The following is a 17,819-nucleotide window of genomic DNA, read 5'->3' as shown; positions in this document are numbered from 1 at the left end:
ATAATCTGTTTTTATCGAGGATTCGCGAGGGGTAAGATAGCCCGCACAACGGAATAGTGAACGAGAGAATAACATGAAGCTTTTACAGCGTTTCTTTAGCAGTGATGCCGCTGGGGGCATCGTTCTTATCATTGCGGCAGCGCTCGCAATGCTGTGCGCCAATCTTGGAGTGACACAGGATCTTTACCACAACTTCCTGTCGACGCCCGTCGAATTGAAGTTCGGTTCGCTGGAAATCAATAAAAACATGCTGCTATGGATCAACGATGCGTTGATGGCTGTATTTTTCCTGATGATTGGCCTGGAAGTGAAATATGAACTGGTACAGGGTGCGCTTGCCAGCCGTCAGCAGGCCGTATTTCCGGTGATTGCCGCCCTTGGCGGTATGGTTGCACCCGCGCTGATCTTCCTGCTATTCAATTTCCACGATCCACTGGCGCGACACGGTTGGGCTATTCCTACCGCGACGGATATTGCCTTTGCTCTCGGTGTCCTTGCTTTGCTGGGCAATCGCGTACCTGTGGTGCTGAAAGTGTTTCTGATGGCGCTGGCGATCATCGACGATCTGGGGGCGATTATCATTATTGCCTTGTTCTACACCAGCGATCTCTCAACCACTGCGCTGGGTGTGGCGGCGGCATCCATTGCCATACTGGCGATACTGAATGCCTGCAATGTGCGGCGCATCGGCATCTATATGCTGGTTGGGATAGTGCTGTGGACGGCGGTGCTAAAATCCGGTGTCCACGCGACGCTCGCCGGGGTGGTTGTCGGTTTCTTTGTTCCGTTGCGCGAGCAGAACGGTGTTTCTCCGGCTCGCCAACTGGTCAATGCGATTCATCCGTGGGTTGCATGGCTAATCCTGCCGTTATTTGCTTTTGCGAATGCCGGCGTATCGCTGAGCGGAATGTCTGTATCCGGGCTGGGAGATGTGCTGCCGTTAGGCATTATTGCCGGGCTGGTTCTTGGTAAGCCGCTGGGTATCACAATCTTCTGCTGGCTGGCGTTACGTTTAAAGCTGGCGAAGTTACCGCAGGGCGCTGCATTTAAACAGATTATGTCGGTCGGCGTGCTGTGCGGCATTGGCTTTACGATGTCGATTTTTATCGCCTCGCTGGCCTTTGGCGATGCCCATGAGGAAATGATTGCCTGGAGTAAATTGGGGATCCTCACCGGCTCGATTATCTCGGCAGTGGCGGGTTATTGCCTGCTGCGTACTCGTATCGTTCGCGCTTAGCGACGGAAGTGAGTAGAGGGCTATGTCGTATATCAATTACAACCATTTGTATTACTTCTGGCACGTCTACCGTGAAGGCTCCGTCGTTGGTGCGGCGGAGTCGCTCTTTCTGACGCCGCAGACCATCACCGGGCAAATTAAATCTCTCGAGGAGCGTCTACAAGGCAAGCTCTTCAAACGTAAGGGCAGGGGGCTGGAACCGACAGAACTGGGTGAACTGGTGTTTCGCTACGCGGATAAGATGTTTACGCTCAGCCAGGAGATGCTCGATATCATCAACTACCGCAAAGAGTCCAGCCTGTTATTTGATGTCGGCGTGGCGGATGCGCTCTCCAAGCGGCTGGTCAGCAATATCCTCAGCGCAGCGGTAAGTGAGGGCGAGCCGATCCATTTGCGCTGTTTTGAATCGACGCATGAACTCCTGCTGGAGCAGCTAAGCCAGCATAAACTTGACATGATTATCTCTGACTGTCCGATCGATTCCACGCAGCAAGAGGGGCTTTTTTCGGTGAAAATTGGCGAATGCAGCGTCAGTTTCTGGGGCAGTAATCCGCAGCCGCAAACGCCTTTTCCGTTTTGTTTGCAGGAACGGCGCTTATTGATTCCTGGGCGACGGTCAATGCTGGGACGCAGGCTGCTGAACTGGTTCAATGCGCAAGGTTTGCAAGTGGAGATTCTGGGGGAGTTTGATGATGCCGCGCTGATGAAGGCGTTTGGTGCCGTGCACAATGCTATTTTTGTTGCCCCGACGCGCTACGCTCACGATCTTTTTACCGATGAAAGCATGGTTGAAATTGGTCGGGTGGATAGTGTGATGGAGGAGTATCATGCGATTTTTGCCGAGCGGATGATTCAGCATCCTGCAGTGCAGCGTATCTGCAATCAGGATTACTCAATACTTTTCGACCCGCCGCAGAAATAAAAAAACCCGCCGAAGCGGGCTTTTTCACAAAGCCAGGAAACGTAGCGATTAAGCCAGTTTGCTGATCTGCGCGGTCAGGTTAGCCTTATGACGCGCTGCTTTGTTTTTATGGATCAGACCTTTAGCGGCCTGACGATCCACGATCGGTTGCATGTCGTTAAATGCTTTCTGCGCAGCCGCTTTGTCGCCAGCTTCAATTGCTGCGTATACTTTCTTGATGAAAGTACGCATCATTGAGCGACGGCTTGCGTTGTGCTTGCGGGCCTTTTCAGACTGAACGGCACGCTTCTTAGCTGATTTGATATTAGCCAAGGTCCAACTCCCAAATATGATCTTTATGGACAATTCAAAGGCCGGGGAATATGCCCTTTTAGCCTTCTTTTGTCAATGGATTTGTGCAAATAAGCGCCGTTAAGATACAACGCTCGTTACGTAGTGATGGCGCAAGATTCTAACAGCTTGCTTGTCGCGAATACAGCTTTTCCACCAGAAAAATCGCTTACGATGCCAGATTTTCATGCCAGCGGCGGGCAGCCTGATGAAAACCTTCTCCTTTCTGCTGTGTGAAGGCAATCGTCGGTTAACGTTGCCCGTTGTACAAGGTATAATCCGACGATTTTCACTGTTTTGAGCCAGACATGAAGCTGATACGCGGCATACATAACCTCAGCCAGGCCCCCCACGGGTGTGTGCTGACGATTGGTAATTTCGATGGCGTGCATCGTGGCCATCAGGCGCTTTTACAAGGGCTTGGCGCAGAAGGCCGGGCGCGTAATCTGCCGGTGGTGGTGATGATCTTTGAACCACAACCGCTGGAACTGTTCGCCGGGCAGAAAGCCCCTGCGCGCCTTACCCGGCTGCGTGAAAAGCTGCATTGGCTGGCGGGTTGCGGCGTGGATTACGTGCTATGCCTTCGTTTTGACCGCCGTTTTGCGGCGCTCACCGCACAAACCTTTGTCAGCGATCTGTTGGTTGACCGCCTTGGTGTGAAATTTCTCGCAGTGGGTGACGATTTCCGTTTTGGCGCTGGTCGCCAGGGGGATTTCTTGTTATTACAGAAGGCCGGTCAGAAATATGGCTTTGACGTCACCAGCACGCAAACTTTCTTTGATGGCGGCGTCCGTGTGAGCAGCACGGCGGTGCGTCAGGCATTGGCTGACGACAATCTTGAGCTGGCTGAACAATTGCTTGGACATCCGTTCAGTATCTCCGGGCGCGTGGTGCACGGTGATGAACTGGGGCGCACCATTGGTTTCCCGACGGCGAATTTACCGCTGCGCCGTCAGGTCTCCCCGGTAAAAGGGGTCTATGCGGTGGAAGTGGCTGGACTGGGCGATACGCTTTACCAGGGCGTTGCCAATATCGGCACTCGTCCGACGGTTGCAGGCGTGCGCCAGCAGCTGGAAGTGCATCTGTTGGATGTTGTAATAGACCTCTACGGGCGCCATATAGATGTAGTGTTGCGTAAAAAATTACGCAATGAACAGCGATTTGCCTCGCTCGATGAGCTGAAAGCGCAAATCGCCCGCGATGAGGTAGCGGCCCGCGAGTTTTTTGGGCTATCTAAACCGGCTTAAGGCCTGGTGGTATTAATCAAACCGAAATACGGAACCGAGAATCTGATGAGTGACTATAAATCTACCCTGAATTTGCCGGAAACAGGGTTCCCGATGCGCGGCGATCTCGCCAAGCGTGAGCCGGGAATGCTGGCGCGTTGGACTGATGATGACCTGTACGGCATCATCCGTGCAGCGAAAAAAGGCAAAAAAACCTTCATTCTGCATGATGGCCCTCCATATGCGAATGGCAGCATTCATATTGGTCACTCGGTTAACAAGATTCTGAAAGACATTATTGTGAAGTCCAAGGGACTCGCAGGTTATGACTCTCCCTATGTTCCGGGTTGGGACTGCCACGGTCTGCCTATCGAGCTGAAAGTTGAGCAGGAGTTCGGCAAGCCGGGAGAGAAGTTCACCGCCGCGGAGTTCCGCGCCAAATGCCGTGAATATGCCGCAACGCAGGTTGACGGTCAGCGCAAAGACTTTATCCGTCTCGGCGTGCTGGGCGACTGGTCGCACCCGTACCTGACCATGGACTTCAAAACCGAAGCCAATATTATCCGCGCACTGGGCAAAATCATCGGCAATGGCCACCTGCTTAAAGGTGCCAAGCCGGTGCACTGGTGTGTCGACTGCCGTTCCGCGTTGGCGGAAGCGGAAGTGGAGTATTACGACAAAACGTCGCCGTCCATCGACGTAGCTTTCCACGCTGTTGACCAGGACGCAGTAAAAGCCAAATTTGGCGTTGCAACTGTTAATGGTCCGGTTTCACTGGTTATCTGGACCACTACGCCGTGGACACTGCCGGCTAACCGCGCAATTTCTCTCGCGCCGGAATTTGAGTATGCCCTGGTGCAGATTGATGGTCAGGCGCTGATCCTGGCGAAAGATCTGGTCGAAAGCGTGATGAAACGCATCGGTACCGCAGAATACAACGTGCTGGGTACGGTGAAAGGCGCAGAGCTGGAGCTGATGCGCTTTAAACATCCGTTCCTGGATTTTGATGTTCCTGCGATCCTCGGCGATCACGTTACGCTGGAAGCCGGTACCGGTGCGGTTCATACCGCTGGCGGTCACGGCCCGGACGACTACACCATCAGCCTGAAATACGGTCTGGAAATCGCCAACCCGGTTGGTCCGGACGGCACCTATCTGCCGGGTACTTACCCGACGCTGGATGGCGTGAATGTGTTCAAAGCGAACGACATCATCGTGGCGCTGCTGACGGAAAAAGGCGCGCTGTTGCACGTTGAAAAAATGCAGCACAGCTACCCATGCTGCTGGCGTCATAAATCGCCGATTATCTTCCGTGCGACGCCGCAGTGGTTTGTCAGCATGGACCAGAAAGGTCTGCGTGCGCAGTCGCTGAGCGAAATCAAAGGTGTGCAGTGGATCCCGGACTGGGGCCAGGCGCGTATCGAATCGATGGTCGCCAACCGTCCTGACTGGTGTATCTCCCGCCAGCGTACCTGGGGCGTTCCAATGTCGCTGTTCGTGCATAAAGACACCGAAGAGTTGCATCCGCGTACGCTGGAGCTGATCGAAGCCGTTGCCAAACGCGTTGAAGCCGACGGTATTCAGGCTTGGTGGGATCTCGACCCGCGCGACATCATGGGCGATGACGCTGACAACTATGTCAAAGTGCCGGATACGCTGGACGTCTGGTTCGATTCCGGTTCAACTCACGCTTCCGTTGTTGACGTGCGTCCGGAGTTTGCCGGTCACGCGGCGGATATGTATCTGGAAGGTTCGGATCAGCATCGCGGCTGGTTTATGTCCTCGCTGATGATCTCCACGGCGATGAAGGGTAAAGCGCCTTACCGTCAGGTGCTGACTCACGGTTTCACCGTGGATGGTCAGGGCCGCAAGATGTCTAAATCCATCGGCAACACCGTTTCCCCGCAGGATGTGATGAACAAACTGGGTGCGGATATCCTGCGCCTGTGGGTCGCTTCCACGGATTACACTGGTGAAATGGCGGTTTCTGACGAGATCCTGAAACGCGCAGCGGACAGCTATCGCCGTATCCGTAACACCGCGCGCTTCCTGCTGGCGAACCTTAACGGCTTCGATCCGGCGAAAGACATGGTGAAACCGGAAGAGATGGTGGTGCTGGATCGCTGGGCGGTGGGCTGTGCGAAAGCGGCTCAGGAAGATATTGTTCAGGCTTATGATTCCTATGATTTCCACGAAGTGGTGCAACGCCTGATGCGTTTCTGCTCCATCGAAATGGGGTCGTTCTACCTCGACATCATCAAAGACCGCCAGTACACCGCGAAAGCGGACAGCGTGGCGCGTCGTAGCTGCCAGACCGCGCTGTACCACATCGCGGAAGCGCTGGTGCGCTGGATGGCGCCGATCATGTCCTTTACCGCTGATGAAATCTGGGGCTACCTGCCGGGCGATCGCGAGAAGTATGTCTTTACCGGCGAGTGGTACGAAGGCCTGTTCGGCCTGGCGGAAAGCGAAGCGATGAACGACGCCTTCTGGGACGAGCTGCTGAAGGTTCGCGGCGAAGTGAACAAGGTGATTGAGCAGGCGCGCGCTGACAAGAAAGTCGGTGGCTCTCTGGAAGCGGCTGTTACGTTGTTTGCCGAGCCGGAGCTGGCGGCGAAGCTGACCGCACTGGGCGACGAATTGCGATTTGTCCTGTTGACCTCGGGGGCGAAAGTTGCGGATTATGCCAGCGCTTCAGCGGACGCTCAGCAGAGCGAACTGTTTAAAGGGCTGAAAGTCGCGCTGAGCAAAGCCGAAGGTGATAAATGCCCGCGTTGCTGGCATTACACCAATGATGTCGGCCAGGTGGCGGAACACGCAGATATCTGCGGACGCTGTGTGAGCAACGTCGCCGGTGACGGCGAAAAACGTAAGTTTGCCTGATGAGTAAGCCTCTCTGTTCTACAGGACTGCGCTGGCTGTGGCTGGTTGTGGTTGTGCTGATTATCGATCTGGGCAGTAAATACCTGATCCTCCAGAACTTTGCTCTGGGGGATACGGTGTCGCTGTTTCCGTCGCTCAATCTGCACTATGCGCGTAATTATGGCGCGGCATTCAGTTTTATGGCGGACAGCGGCGGCTGGCAGCGCTGGTTTTTTGCCGGTATCGCTATTGGTATCTGCGTGGTGCTGACGGTACTGATGTACCGTGGGAAAGCCGCGCAAAAGCTGAATAACATCGCTTATGCGCTGATTATCGGCGGTGCGCTCGGTAATCTCTTCGACCGCTTATGGCATGGCTTCGTCGTCGATATGATCGATTTCTACGTCGGCGACTGGCATTTTGCTACCTTTAACCTTGCCGATAGCGCAATTTGTATCGGCGCGGCGCTGATTGTGCTGGAAGGCTTTTTGCCTAAACCTGCAGCGAAAGAGCAGGTTTAAATGTAAATACCGGGCGGCGCTTTGCTTGCCCGGCCTACAGAATTTGTGGCCGTCTGTTTGCCCGGTAAGCAAATCGCTACCGGGAAAACGGGTGAGTCAAAACAAGCGAGCAACCTGCATGTCTAAATCCGTACAGAGCGATAGCGCAGTGCTGGTGCACTTCACGCTCAAGCTCGAAGATGGCTCTCTTGCTGAGTCAACCCGCAACAACGGCAAACCGGCGCTGTTTCGTTTGGGCGACGGTTCGCTCTCCGAGGGGCTGGAGCAACATCTGCTGGGTCTGAAAGCCGGGGAGAAAAAGGTTTTCTCTCTCGAACCGGATGCCGCTTTCGGTACGCCGAGCCCGGACCTGATTCAGTACTTCTCCCGCCGTGAGTTTATGGATGCCGGTGAGCCTGAAATCGGGGCGATTATGCTCTTTACCGCAATGGATGGCAGCGAAATGCCGGGCGTGATCCGTGAAATTAACGGCGACTCTATCACCGTCGATTTCAACCATCCGCTGGCGGGCAGAACCGTCCACTTTGATGTCGATGTACTGGAGGTTGATCCAGTACTGGAGGAAACGAATGCAGATCCTGTTGGCTAACCCGCGCGGTTTTTGCGCTGGCGTTGACCGCGCTATCAGCATTGTTGAAAACGCGCTGGCTCTGTATGGCTCGCCAATTTATGTGCGTCACGAAGTGGTGCACAACCGTTATGTTGTTGATAGCCTGCGCGAGCGCGGCGCTATTTTTATTGAGCAGTTAAGTGAAGTGCCGGATGGCGCAATCCTGATTTTCTCTGCCCACGGTGTTTCCCAGACGGTGCGTAACGAAGCGAAAAGTCGCGATCTGACGGTTTTCGACGCCACCTGTCCGTTGGTAACAAAAGTGCATATGGAAGTCGCTCGCGCCAGTCGACGCGGTGAGGAAGCAATTCTGATCGGCCATGCCGGGCATCCGGAAGTGGAGGGTACCATGGGGCAGTACAGCAACCCGAAAGGGGGCATGTACCTGGTCGAATCGCCTGCCGATGTTGCTACGCTCAACATCAAAGATGTGGGCAAACTGTCATTTATGACGCAGACCACGCTCTCGGTGGACGATACTTCTGATGTCATTGACGCGCTGCGCGCCCGTTTCCCGCAGATTGTTGGCCCACGTAAAGATGACATCTGTTACGCCACGACCAACCGCCAGGAAGCGGTGCGAGCGCTGGCCGAACAGGCGGAAGTGGTGCTGGTGGTCGGCTCGAAAAATTCCTCCAACTCCAACCGCCTGGCCGAACTGGCGCAGCGGATGGGCAAACGCGCTTATTTGATCGATGACGCTTCTGATATCCAGGAAGCCTGGGTTAAAGACATCAAATGTGTAGGCGTAACCGCCGGAGCCTCCGCGCCGGATATTCTGGTGCAGAACGTGATTGCCCGCCTGCAGGAGCTGGGCGGCGGTGAAGCCATTCCGCTTGAAGGCCGCGAAGAAAACATTGTCTTTGAAGTGCCAAAAGAGCTAAGGGTTGATGTTCGCGAGGTCGAATAACATTTTGCTCTAAACGTTATGCGAAGATGCCAGACTCAGTCTGGCATTTTTTATGGATTTCACTTCAGGAGGCACTATGCGTTTGCCAATGATTCTCGACACCGATCCGGGTATTGACGATGCCGTTGCCATTGCTGCCGCGTTGTATGCGCCGCAGTGCGAACTCAAACTGATCACCACTGTTGCCGGTAATGTCTCGCTGGAAAAAACCACTCGCAACGCCTTGCAACTGCTCAACTTCTGGCAGGCCGATATCCCGCTGGCACAAGGTGCGGCGATACCCTTATTGCGCCCGCTGCATAGCGCCGCCGAAGTGCATGGGGAGTCCGGCATGGATGGCTACGACTTTATCGAGCATCAGCGCCAGCCGCTGGCTAAACCAGCATTTCAGGCAATACGCGATACGCTGATGGCATCTGCTGAACCCGTTACGCTGGTGACCATCGGCCCGTTGACCAATATCGCGCTGCTGCTGTCGCACTACCCGGAGTGCCAGTTCAATATCCGTCGACTGGTGATGATGGGCGGCTCAGCCGGGCGGGGTAACTTCACGCCAAATGCTGAATTCAATATTGCTATCGATCCCGAAGCTGCTGCCCGTGTGTTTCAGAGCGGCCTTGAGATCGTGATGTGCGGGCTGGATGTCACGAATCGGGCGACGCTGACGCCTGAGTTCCTCGCGACGTTACCCGCGCTCAACAAAACCGGGCATATGCTGCACGCGCTGTTTAGTCACTATCGTAGCGGTAGCATGGCAACCGGGCTGCGCATGCACGATCTCTGCGCGATTGCCTGGCTGGCCCGCCCTGAACTGTTTACGCTGAAATCCTGTTTTGTGGCGGTGGAGACGCAGGGGCAATACACCTCTGGCACGACGGTGGTAGATATCGACGGCAAACTGAAGCAGAAACCAAATGCACAGGTTGCGCTGGATATTGATGTGGAGGGTTTTCGTCACTGGGTGGCAGAAGTGCTGGCGCTCGCGCCCTAATGAATCATGCCTTTTACTGATATTTTCGGCTGTATATCATTAATTTCTAATTATCGGTGTTTTCGGCTGGTGGCCCCGACGTGGGCTGGTTAATCTGGAAACGATTCTTACGCATTTTTTTAACAAAAGAGTACAACTATGCATGATGCACCAATCCGCGTAGCCATCGCGGGTGCTGGCGGGCGTATGGGCCGCCAATTGATCCAGGCCACACTGGCTATGGAAGGCGTGGCGCTTGGCGCGGCACTGGAACGTGAAGGATCTTCCCTGATAGGTGTCGATGCGGGTGAACTGGCCGGTACGGCGAAAACCGGTGTTACGGTACAGAGCAGTCTTGATGCAGTGAAAGACGATTTCGACGTATTTATTGATTTTACTCGCCCGGAAGGGACGCTGGCGCATCTGGCCTTTTGCCGCCAGCAGCGCAAAGGCATGGTGATTGGCACGACCGGATTTGACGACGCGGGCAAACAGGCAATTAGCGATGCCTCGCAAGATATCGCGATTGTCTTCGCGGCGAACTTTAGCGTTGGCGTAAACGTGATGCTGAAGCTGCTGGAGAAAGCAGCGAAAGTGATGGGCGATTACACCGATATCGAGATCATTGAAGCGCATCACCGCTACAAAGTTGATGCGCCGTCGGGCACGGCGCTGGCGATGGGCGAAGCCATCGCGAAGTCGCTGAATAAAGATTTAAAAGAGTGTGCGGTTTATTCACGTGAAGGACATACCGGTGAGCGCGTCGCTGGCACGATTGGCTTTGCCACAGTACGTGCAGGTGACATCGTCGGCGAACATACCGCTATGTTCGCCGATATTGGCGAACGTGTAGAAATTACGCATAAAGCATCCAGCCGCATGACTTTCGCCAATGGTGCCGTGCGTTCCGCTTTGTGGCTGAAAGGAAAGCATAATGGGCTTTTTGATATGCGAGATGTGCTTGATCTCAACAATTTGTAAGAGTTATTACCCATCGTGATGTGGTTGTTGCAGTCGTAATTACTTGATTGCAAAGGGCAGTATTTTATTGCCCTTTTATTTTCTCTTTTTTCCCCGGTTTCTCAGGCCAGAATGGTCTAATCTTCACTTATCGTCTGTTTTTTTCGCGCTGAAATGTAAATTTTGACCATTTGGTCTACTTTCTTGTGCCTGGAACGCCTCTCTTGAAGTTTTCTGGCTACGAAAGCGTTTTCGTGGCTGCTTTTTTTGATCTTTTTATCTGTTAAATCCAGTAATGAAGGGCAGTGGCGTAAAAGACTAAGAAAAATATGTGAGAAAAGTTGACTTTTAACCGACATCTCTCCAGAATGCCGCCGTTTGCCAAAAATCCACGGCCAGCAAATTTGCATTGATTGATCATCTCAATATGAATTAATATGCAAATAAAGTGAGTGAATATTCTCTGGAGGACGTTTTGATTAAGTCAGCGCTATTGGTTCTGGAAGACGGAACCCAGTTTCACGGTCGGGCCATTGGGGCAACGGGCACGGCAGTTGGGGAAGTCGTTTTCAATACTTCAATGACCGGTTATCAAGAAATCCTCACTGATCCTTCCTATTCCCGCCAAATCGTCACTCTTACTTATCCTCATATCGGCAATGTCGGCACCAACTCCGCTGACGAAGAATCCTCTCAGGTACATGCGCAAGGCCTGGTCATTCGCGACCTGCCACTGATTGCCAGTAATTACCGCAATACCGAAGACCTCTCTTCTTATCTGAAGCGCCATAACATTGTGGCGATTGCCGATATCGATACCCGTAAGCTGACGCGTTTGCTGCGCGAAAAAGGCGCGCAAAACGGCTGCATCATTGCCGGCGATAATGTCGATGCCGCAGTGGCACTGGAGAAAGCGAAAGCATTCCCGGGCCTGAACGGAATGGATCTGGCAAAAGAAGTGACGACAGCGGAAACCTACAGCTGGACGCAAGGCAGCTGGACGCTGGCAGGCGAGCTGCCGCAGGCGAAAGCGGCGAGCGAATTACCGTTCCACGTTGTCGCTTACGACTACGGCGCGAAACGTAATATCCTGCGTATGCTGGTCGATCGCGGTTGCCGTTTAACGGTCGTACCGGCGAAAACCCCGGCGGCAGACGTACTGAAGCTCAATCCGGACGGTATCTTCCTTTCCAACGGTCCTGGCGACCCGGCGCCGTGCGATTACGCGATTGAGGCGATTAAAACCTTCCTTGAAACGGATATTCCGGTGTTTGGCATCTGTCTTGGCCATCAACTGCTGGCGCTGGCGAGCGGCGCGAAAACCATGAAGATGAAATTCGGCCACCACGGCGGCAACCATCCGGTAAAAGATATTGATAACAATACCGTGATGATCACCGCGCAGAACCACGGTTTTGCCGTAGATGAAGCCTCAATGCCTGCCAATTTGCGGGTGACGCACAAATCGCTGTTCGACGGCACGCTGCAAGGCATCCATCGCACCGACAAACCGGCGTTCAGTTTCCAGGGCCACCCGGAAGCCAGCCCGGGGCCGCACGATGCCGCACCGCTGTTTGACCATTTTATTGAGCTCATTGAGCAGTATCGCAACACCGCCAAATAATCAGGAGAAGAAGAGCCATGCCAAAACGTACAGACATAAAAAGTATCCTGATCCTTGGCGCTGGTCCGATTGTTATCGGCCAGGCGTGTGAGTTCGACTACTCCGGCGCGCAGGCGTGTAAAGCGCTGCGCGAAGAGGGTTACCGCGTTATCCTGGTGAACTCCAACCCGGCGACAATAATGACCGACCCTGAGATGGCGGATGCCACTTATATCGAGCCAATCCACTGGGAAGTGGTACGCAAAATCATCGAAAAAGAGCGTCCGGATGCCGTACTGCCAACGATGGGCGGCCAAACCGCGCTGAACTGTGCGCTGGAACTGGAACGTCAGGGCGTGCTGGAAGAGTTCGGCGTCACCATGATTGGCGCGACCGCCGATGCGATTGATAAAGCAGAAGATCGCCGTCGTTTCGACATTGCGATGAAGAAAATCGGTCTCGACACCGCGCGTTCCGGTATCGCACATACCATGGACGAAGCGCTGGCCGTCGCGGCTGACGTGGGTTTCCCGTGCATCATCCGTCCTTCCTTTACCATGGGCGGCACCGGTGGCGGCATCGCCTATAACCGTGAAGAATTTGAAGAGATTTGCGCCCGCGGGCTGGATCTCTCGCCAACCAATGAGCTGCTGATTGATGAATCGCTGATTGGCTGGAAAGAGTACGAGATGGAAGTGGTGCGTGATAAAAACGACAACTGCATCATCGTCTGCTCGATTGAAAACTTCGACGCCATGGGGATCCACACCGGTGACTCCATCACCGTGGCGCCAGCACAGACCCTGACCGATAAAGAGTACCAAATCATGCGTAACGCCTCGATGGCGGTACTGCGTGAAATCGGGGTGGAAACCGGCGGCTCCAACGTACAGTTCGCGGTGAACCCGAAAAACGGTCGTCTGATTGTGATTGAAATGAACCCGCGCGTATCCCGCTCTTCTGCGCTGGCCTCAAAAGCGACCGGCTTCCCGATTGCGAAAGTGGCAGCCAAGCTGGCGGTGGGTTATACGCTGGATGAATTGATGAACGACATCACCGGCGGTCGTACTCCGGCGTCGTTCGAACCGTCCATCGACTACGTTGTGACCAAGATTCCGCGCTTCAACTTCGAGAAATTTGTCGGCGCCAATGACCGTCTGACCACACAGATGAAATCCGTTGGTGAAGTGATGGCCATTGGTCGCACGCAGCAGGAATCGATGCAGAAAGCGTTGCGCGGTCTGGAAGTGGGCGCGACCGGCTTTGACCCGAAAGTGAGCCTTGACGATCCGGAAGCGCTGACCAAAATCCGCCGCGAACTGAAAGACGCAGGCGCAGAGCGTATCTGGTATATCGCCGATGCATTCCGTGCGGGTCTCTCCATCGACGGCGTGTTCAACCTGACCAATATTGACCGCTGGTTCCTGGTGCAGATTGAAGAGCTGGTGCGTCTGGAAGAGCAGGTTGCTGCGGTGGGCATTAACGGTCTGGACGCAGACTTCCTGCGCACCCTGAAACGTAAAGGCTTTGCTGATGCGCGTCTGGCGAAACTGGTTGGCGTACGCGAAGCGGAAATCCGTAAACTGCGCGATCAGTACGATCTGCACCCGGTCTACAAACGTGTGGATACCTGTGCGGCAGAGTTCGCCACGGATACAGCTTATATGTACTCCACTTATGAAGATGAGTGTGAAGCTAACCCGAGCCAGGATCGCGAAAAAATCATGGTGCTGGGCGGCGGTCCAAACCGTATCGGCCAGGGCATTGAATTCGACTACTGCTGTGTACATGCGTCGCTGGCGCTGCGTGAAGACGGTTACGAAACCATCATGGTTAACTGTAACCCGGAAACCGTTTCGACCGATTACGACACCTCTGACCGCCTCTACTTTGAGCCGGTGACCTTCGAAGACGTGCTGGAAATCGTTCGTGTCGAGAAGCCGAAAGGCGTCATCGTGCAGTATGGCGGCCAGACACCGCTGAAACTGGCGCGTGCGCTGGAAGCTGCGGGCGTGCCGGTTATCGGTACCAGCCCGGATGCGATTGACCGTGCGGAAGACCGTGAACGCTTCCAGCAGGCGGTTGACCGTCTGAAGCTGAAACAGCCAGCGAACGCCACCGTCACGGCGATTGAGCAGGCTATAGAAAAGGCGAAAGAGATTGGTTACCCGCTGGTGGTGCGCCCATCCTACGTGCTGGGCGGCCGTGCGATGGAAATCGTCTATGACGAAGCCGACCTGCGTCGCTACTTTATGACGGCGGTCAGCGTTTCCAACGATGCGCCGGTTCTGCTTGACCGTTTCCTCGATGATGCGGTGGAAGTGGATGTTGACGCCATCTGCGATGGTGAAATGGTGCTGATTGGCGGCATCATGGAGCACATCGAACAAGCGGGCGTTCACTCCGGCGACTCCGCCTGCTCCCTGCCGGCTTACACGCTGAGCCAGGAAATTCAGGACGTGATGCGCCAGCAGGTGCAGAAACTGGCGTTCGAGTTGCAGGTTCGCGGTCTGATGAACGTGCAGTTCGCGGTGAAAGACAACGAAGTTTACCTGATTGAGGTGAACCCACGTGCGGCGCGTACTGTACCGTTCGTCTCCAAAGCGACCGGCGTGCCGTTAGCGAAAGTGGCGGCGCGCGTGATGACCGGCAAAACGCTGGCGCAGCAGGGTCACACCAAAGAGATCATCCCGCCGTACTACTCAGTGAAAGAAGTGGTGCTGCCGTTTAACAAGTTCCCTGGCGTTGACCCGCTGTTAGGCCCAGAAATGCGCTCTACCGGTGAAGTGATGGGCGTCGGGCGCACCTTCGCTGAAGCCTTTGCCAAAGCGCAGCTCGGCAGCAACTCGACGATGAAGAAATACGGTCGCGCACTGCTCTCTGTTCGCGAAGGCGATAAAGAGCGCGTAGTGGATCTGGCGGCTAAGCTGCTGAAACAGGGCTTTGAACTGGATGCAACCCACGGTACAGCGATTGTGCTGGGCGAAGCCGGTATCAACCCGCGCCTGGTGAACAAAGTGCATGAAGGTCGTCCGCACATTCAGGATCGTATCAAGAATGGCGAGTACACCTACATTATCAACACCACGGCAGGCCGTCAGGCGATTGAGGATTCCAAACTGATTCGCCGCAGCGCGCTGCAATACAAAGTGCATTACGACACCACGCTGAACGGCGGCTTTGCCACCGCGATGGCGCTGAATGCGGATGCCACCGAGAAAGTGATTTCCGTGCAGGAAATGCACGCGCAAATCCGCAAGTAAGCCTGACACCGGCCCGTTTCGCGGGCCGGTTTTCCTTTCCCGACTTCTACGTTTTGTAGGCCTGATAAGCGAAGCGCCATCAGGCATGATCCTGCTCCTGCGTTGCGGTTAGTCGCCGGATGGCGGCGTTGCCTTATCCGACTTACAACAGCTTTCTGTTATTGCCAACCTTCAGAAGGTTCTGCATTTCCCCACGCTTACAGAGCGTTAACCTAAAATGGGTTAACAGACAAATGAAATTCACTGAAAGCAGGGAGATAACCATGCAAATGAACAAACTTCTGATGACGTCGATTTTTACTGCCGCAGCGCTGTTCACCGTTGCCGGTTGTTCTTCAAATCAGGCAGTTCGCACCACGGATGGCCGCACCATTGTGACCGATGGTAAACCGAAGGTGGATGATGACACCGGGATGGTTTCCTATAAAAATGCTGAAACCGGTAAAACCGAGCAGATTAACCGTGACCAGGTGAAAAACATGAGTGAGCTGGATAACTGATCCGGCTTGCTGTGAGAAGGAGTCCCGCTGCGGCGGGACTTTTTTATGCGCTTATTTCAGCAGTGCGGCGTCGATTTTCACCACGATTTTACGCAGCACGGCGGGCGACGTCAGGCTGCACATTGGGCGGTGTAGCTCCAGCGGGAAGATAATTGCCAGTTCTTCAGGCTGTAAATGGATCAGCGTCTCGCTGGCAATGTGCTGACAAAAACCGAGATCGTACGCGTCATTAAACGGCTCGCTAAGTTCAAGCGGTAAGCCGGCCACGCCCGCGCCAACCACCTCTTCACCGCTTAATACAATATGGATATCAATATATTGGCGATGAAATTCCGGGCGCTGCTCAGCCAGCAGCCGGGTATGCCCTTCAACCACTGAGAAGAAAACGCTGTCGCCCTGCAACGGATATTTTCCCGCCGCCAGCGAGTGCGGTTTCTTATCGAGAATGGCCTGGAGCGTCTGGCGAATAACTGCCGGATAGAGCGGATTCATCGCGCCAGCGGATAAGGTATCAATGATCATGCGGGGGCATCCTGGTTAACGTAGTTTTGTAACAGGGAAAGGCTTTGCGAAACGATGGTGGCCACCGGCGGTGCGATATCCACCGCCAGAACGTCGGGTTCGTCATCGGCGGGAACTTCCAGCGCGGCGAACTGGCTTTGCAGCAGCGCTTCGGGCATAAAATGCCCCTGGCGCTGGCGCATTCTCTCCAGCACGCAGGTGTAATCTCCTTTGAGCCAGAGAAAACAGAGATTGTTGTTGCCTCTGCGAAGCTGGTCGCGATAGCGTTTTTTCAGCGCCGAGCAGACCAGCACGCCAGATTCATTTTTCTGTTCCAGACTAAAAATAACGTCGGAAAGGCGTTCCAGCCACGGCAGGCGATCGTCATCATCCAATGCCTGGCCCGAGGCCATTTTACGAATATTCTGTCGGGGATGCAGATCGTCACCATCGATAAACTTCGCCTGCATTACCTGCGCAAGCGCCAGACCTACCGTGCTTTTCCCGGTACCGGAGACGCCCATTAAAATCACGCACTGACCAGCCATCATGCGCTCCTTACACTGCAACCAACATGCCGCCATCGACGAACAGTAAATGTCCGTTAACGAAGTCGGAGGCTTTGGAGGAGAGAAACACCGCGGCGCCAACCAGCTCCTGCGGATCGCCCCAGCGTGCGGCAGGGGTGCGTTTGCATAACCAGTCGGTGAATGCTTTGTCATCCACCAACGCCTGCGTCATGGCGGTTTTAAAATAGCCAGGCGCAATGCCGTTGACCTGAATATTGTGGCGCGCCAGTTCAACGCACATGCCGCGCGTCAGCATTTTCACTGCGCCTTTCGCGGCGGCATATGGCGTAATGGTGTCGCGGCCCAGTTCACTCTGCATTGAGCAGATGTTGACGATTTTGCCCTGCTGGCGCGCCATCATGCGTTTAGCGACGGCCTGCGATACCAGGAAAACGGCGGTCTGGTTAACGGCAATAACCGCGTTCCACTCATCCACCGGGAACTCGGTAAAAGGATGACGACGCTGGATGCCTGCGTTATTGAACAGCACGTCGATGGCGCCGATATGGCGTTCAATATTGTCAATCGCCTGCTCAACGGATTCGGCATCGGTCACGTTGAATACCGCGACATGCGCGGTTGCGCCTTCATCGCGCAGTTTCATCGCGGCCTGTTCGGCGCGTTCCGCAGAGATATCGTTAATAATGATTTCCGCGCCGTACTGTGCCAGCCCCTGCGCCATAACAAAACCGATCCCCTGACCAGAGCCGGTAATTAAAATGCGTTTGCCGTTTAAACTGAAAAGATCGTTCATTGGTATTTCCTGAGCGAATGATGTGGCCTCTATCTCACGGTTTTTACCCTCGCTGAACTGTGACGCAGATCACTCAAATCC

General features: G+C 54.5%; 16 protein-coding genes and 1 pseudogene. 13 read left to right on the top strand and 4 right to left on the bottom strand.

Annotation, left to right across the window (positions count from 1 at the left end; genetic code table 11):
• Nucleotides 1-73 precede the first annotated feature (73 nt).
• Nucleotides 74-1,237, top strand: a complete 1,164-nt coding sequence (gene nhaA / locus AWR26_RS21620) for a Na+/H+ antiporter NhaA (RefSeq protein ID WP_064568472.1) — start codon at nucleotides 74-76, stop codon at nucleotides 1,235-1,237.
• A gap of 22 nt (nucleotides 1,238-1,259) precedes the next feature.
• A complete protein-coding gene (gene nhaR / locus AWR26_RS21615) occupies nucleotides 1,260-2,159 on the top strand; it encodes a transcriptional activator NhaR (RefSeq protein WP_064568471.1) in 900 nt (299 codons plus the stop codon).
• A gap of 48 nt (nucleotides 2,160-2,207) precedes the next feature.
• Here the strand turns inward: nhaR and rpsT are convergent, their stop codons facing one another.
• Nucleotides 2,208-2,471 (bottom strand): 30S ribosomal protein S20, encoded by a 264-nt coding sequence (gene rpsT, locus AWR26_RS21610; RefSeq protein WP_043955079.1) that lies wholly within the window; start codon nucleotides 2,469-2,471, stop codon nucleotides 2,208-2,210.
• 104 nt (nucleotides 2,472-2,575) lie between these two features.
• Here rpsT and AWR26_RS25825 point away from each other — a divergent pair.
• The 11 genes and pseudogenes from AWR26_RS25825 to AWR26_RS21560 all read left to right on the top strand — a co-directional run bounded on the left by AWR26_RS25825 (nucleotide 2,576) and on the right by AWR26_RS21560 (nucleotide 15,914).
• Nucleotides 2,576-2,790 (top strand): annotated as a pseudogene (locus AWR26_RS25825) (DUF2575 domain-containing protein).
• A gap of 7 nt (nucleotides 2,791-2,797) precedes the next feature.
• Entirely contained in the window at nucleotides 2,798-3,736 is a 939-nt protein-coding gene (gene ribF, locus AWR26_RS21605; RefSeq protein WP_064568470.1) for a bifunctional riboflavin kinase/FAD synthetase, read from the top strand.
• Nucleotides 3,737-3,781: 45 nt separating this feature from the next.
• Nucleotides 3,782-6,598, top strand: a complete 2,817-nt coding sequence (gene ileS, locus AWR26_RS21600) for an isoleucine--tRNA ligase (RefSeq protein ID WP_064568469.1) — start codon at nucleotides 3,782-3,784, stop codon at nucleotides 6,596-6,598.
• Complete coding sequence (lspA, locus tag AWR26_RS21595; RefSeq protein WP_007373088.1) at nucleotides 6,598-7,098, top strand: signal peptidase II; 501 nt, start codon at nucleotides 6,598-6,600, stop codon at nucleotides 7,096-7,098. The genes ileS and lspA overlap by 1 nt, the downstream gene beginning before the upstream one ends.
• A gap of 118 nt (nucleotides 7,099-7,216) precedes the next feature.
• Nucleotides 7,217-7,687 (top strand): FKBP-type peptidyl-prolyl cis-trans isomerase, encoded by a 471-nt coding sequence (gene fkpB, locus AWR26_RS21590; RefSeq protein WP_007373089.1) that lies wholly within the window; start codon nucleotides 7,217-7,219, stop codon nucleotides 7,685-7,687.
• The gene (gene ispH / locus AWR26_RS21585) at nucleotides 7,668-8,618 is read left to right on the top strand and encodes a 4-hydroxy-3-methylbut-2-enyl diphosphate reductase (protein WP_064568468.1); all 951 of its coding nucleotides are present in this window, start codon (nucleotides 7,668-7,670) and stop codon (nucleotides 8,616-8,618) included. The genes fkpB and ispH overlap by 20 nt, the downstream gene beginning before the upstream one ends.
• 76 nt (nucleotides 8,619-8,694) lie before the next feature.
• Nucleotides 8,695-9,609 carry a ribonucleoside hydrolase RihC gene (rihC, locus tag AWR26_RS21580; protein ID WP_064568467.1) on the top strand — a complete coding sequence of 305 codons (915 nt, stop codon included), beginning with the start codon at nucleotides 8,695-8,697 and terminating at the stop codon, nucleotides 9,607-9,609.
• Between the two features lie 138 nt (nucleotides 9,610-9,747).
• Nucleotides 9,748-10,569, top strand: coding sequence for a 4-hydroxy-tetrahydrodipicolinate reductase (gene dapB, locus AWR26_RS21575; RefSeq protein ID WP_064568466.1), 822 nt, complete (start codon nucleotides 9,748-9,750; stop codon nucleotides 10,567-10,569).
• Nucleotides 10,570-11,023: 454 nt separating this feature from the next.
• Entirely contained in the window at nucleotides 11,024-12,172 is a 1,149-nt protein-coding gene (carA, locus tag AWR26_RS21570) for a glutamine-hydrolyzing carbamoyl-phosphate synthase small subunit (protein ID WP_035886544.1), read from the top strand.
• A 17-nt stretch (nucleotides 12,173-12,189) separates the two neighbouring features.
• The gene (gene carB, locus AWR26_RS21565; RefSeq protein WP_064568465.1) at nucleotides 12,190-15,414 is read left to right on the top strand and encodes a carbamoyl-phosphate synthase large subunit; all 3,225 of its coding nucleotides are present in this window, start codon (nucleotides 12,190-12,192) and stop codon (nucleotides 15,412-15,414) included.
• 269 nt (nucleotides 15,415-15,683) lie between these two features.
• Nucleotides 15,684-15,914 carry a YgdI/YgdR family lipoprotein gene (locus AWR26_RS21560; protein WP_043956953.1) on the top strand — a complete coding sequence of 77 codons (231 nt, stop codon included), beginning with the start codon at nucleotides 15,684-15,686 and terminating at the stop codon, nucleotides 15,912-15,914.
• 51 nt (nucleotides 15,915-15,965) lie between these two features.
• On the opposite strand, the gene AWR26_RS21555 is transcribed toward AWR26_RS21560, so the two are convergent.
• The 3 genes from AWR26_RS21555 to idnO are packed head-to-tail and all read right to left on the bottom strand — an operon-like array spanning nucleotide 15,966 to nucleotide 17,738.
• Entirely contained in the window at nucleotides 15,966-16,436 is a 471-nt protein-coding gene (locus tag AWR26_RS21555; protein WP_064568464.1) for a YhcH/YjgK/YiaL family protein, read from the bottom strand.
• Nucleotides 16,433-16,963 (bottom strand): gluconokinase, encoded by a 531-nt coding sequence (locus tag AWR26_RS21550; protein ID WP_064568463.1) that lies wholly within the window; start codon nucleotides 16,961-16,963, stop codon nucleotides 16,433-16,435. The genes AWR26_RS21555 and AWR26_RS21550 overlap by 4 nt, the downstream gene beginning before the upstream one ends.
• 10 nt (nucleotides 16,964-16,973) lie before the next feature.
• Complete coding sequence (gene idnO / locus AWR26_RS21545) at nucleotides 16,974-17,738, bottom strand: gluconate 5-dehydrogenase (protein ID WP_064568462.1); 765 nt, start codon at nucleotides 17,736-17,738, stop codon at nucleotides 16,974-16,976.
• Between the last annotated feature and the right edge of the window lie 81 nt (nucleotides 17,739-17,819).

Origin of the sequence: Kosakonia oryzae, assembly GCF_001658025.2 — a bacterium.
Lineage (GTDB): Bacteria > Pseudomonadota > Gammaproteobacteria > Enterobacterales > Enterobacteriaceae > Kosakonia > Kosakonia oryzae.
The sequence above is the reverse complement of the archived record's forward strand: the minus strand, read 5'-3'. Positions and strand labels throughout refer to the sequence as shown.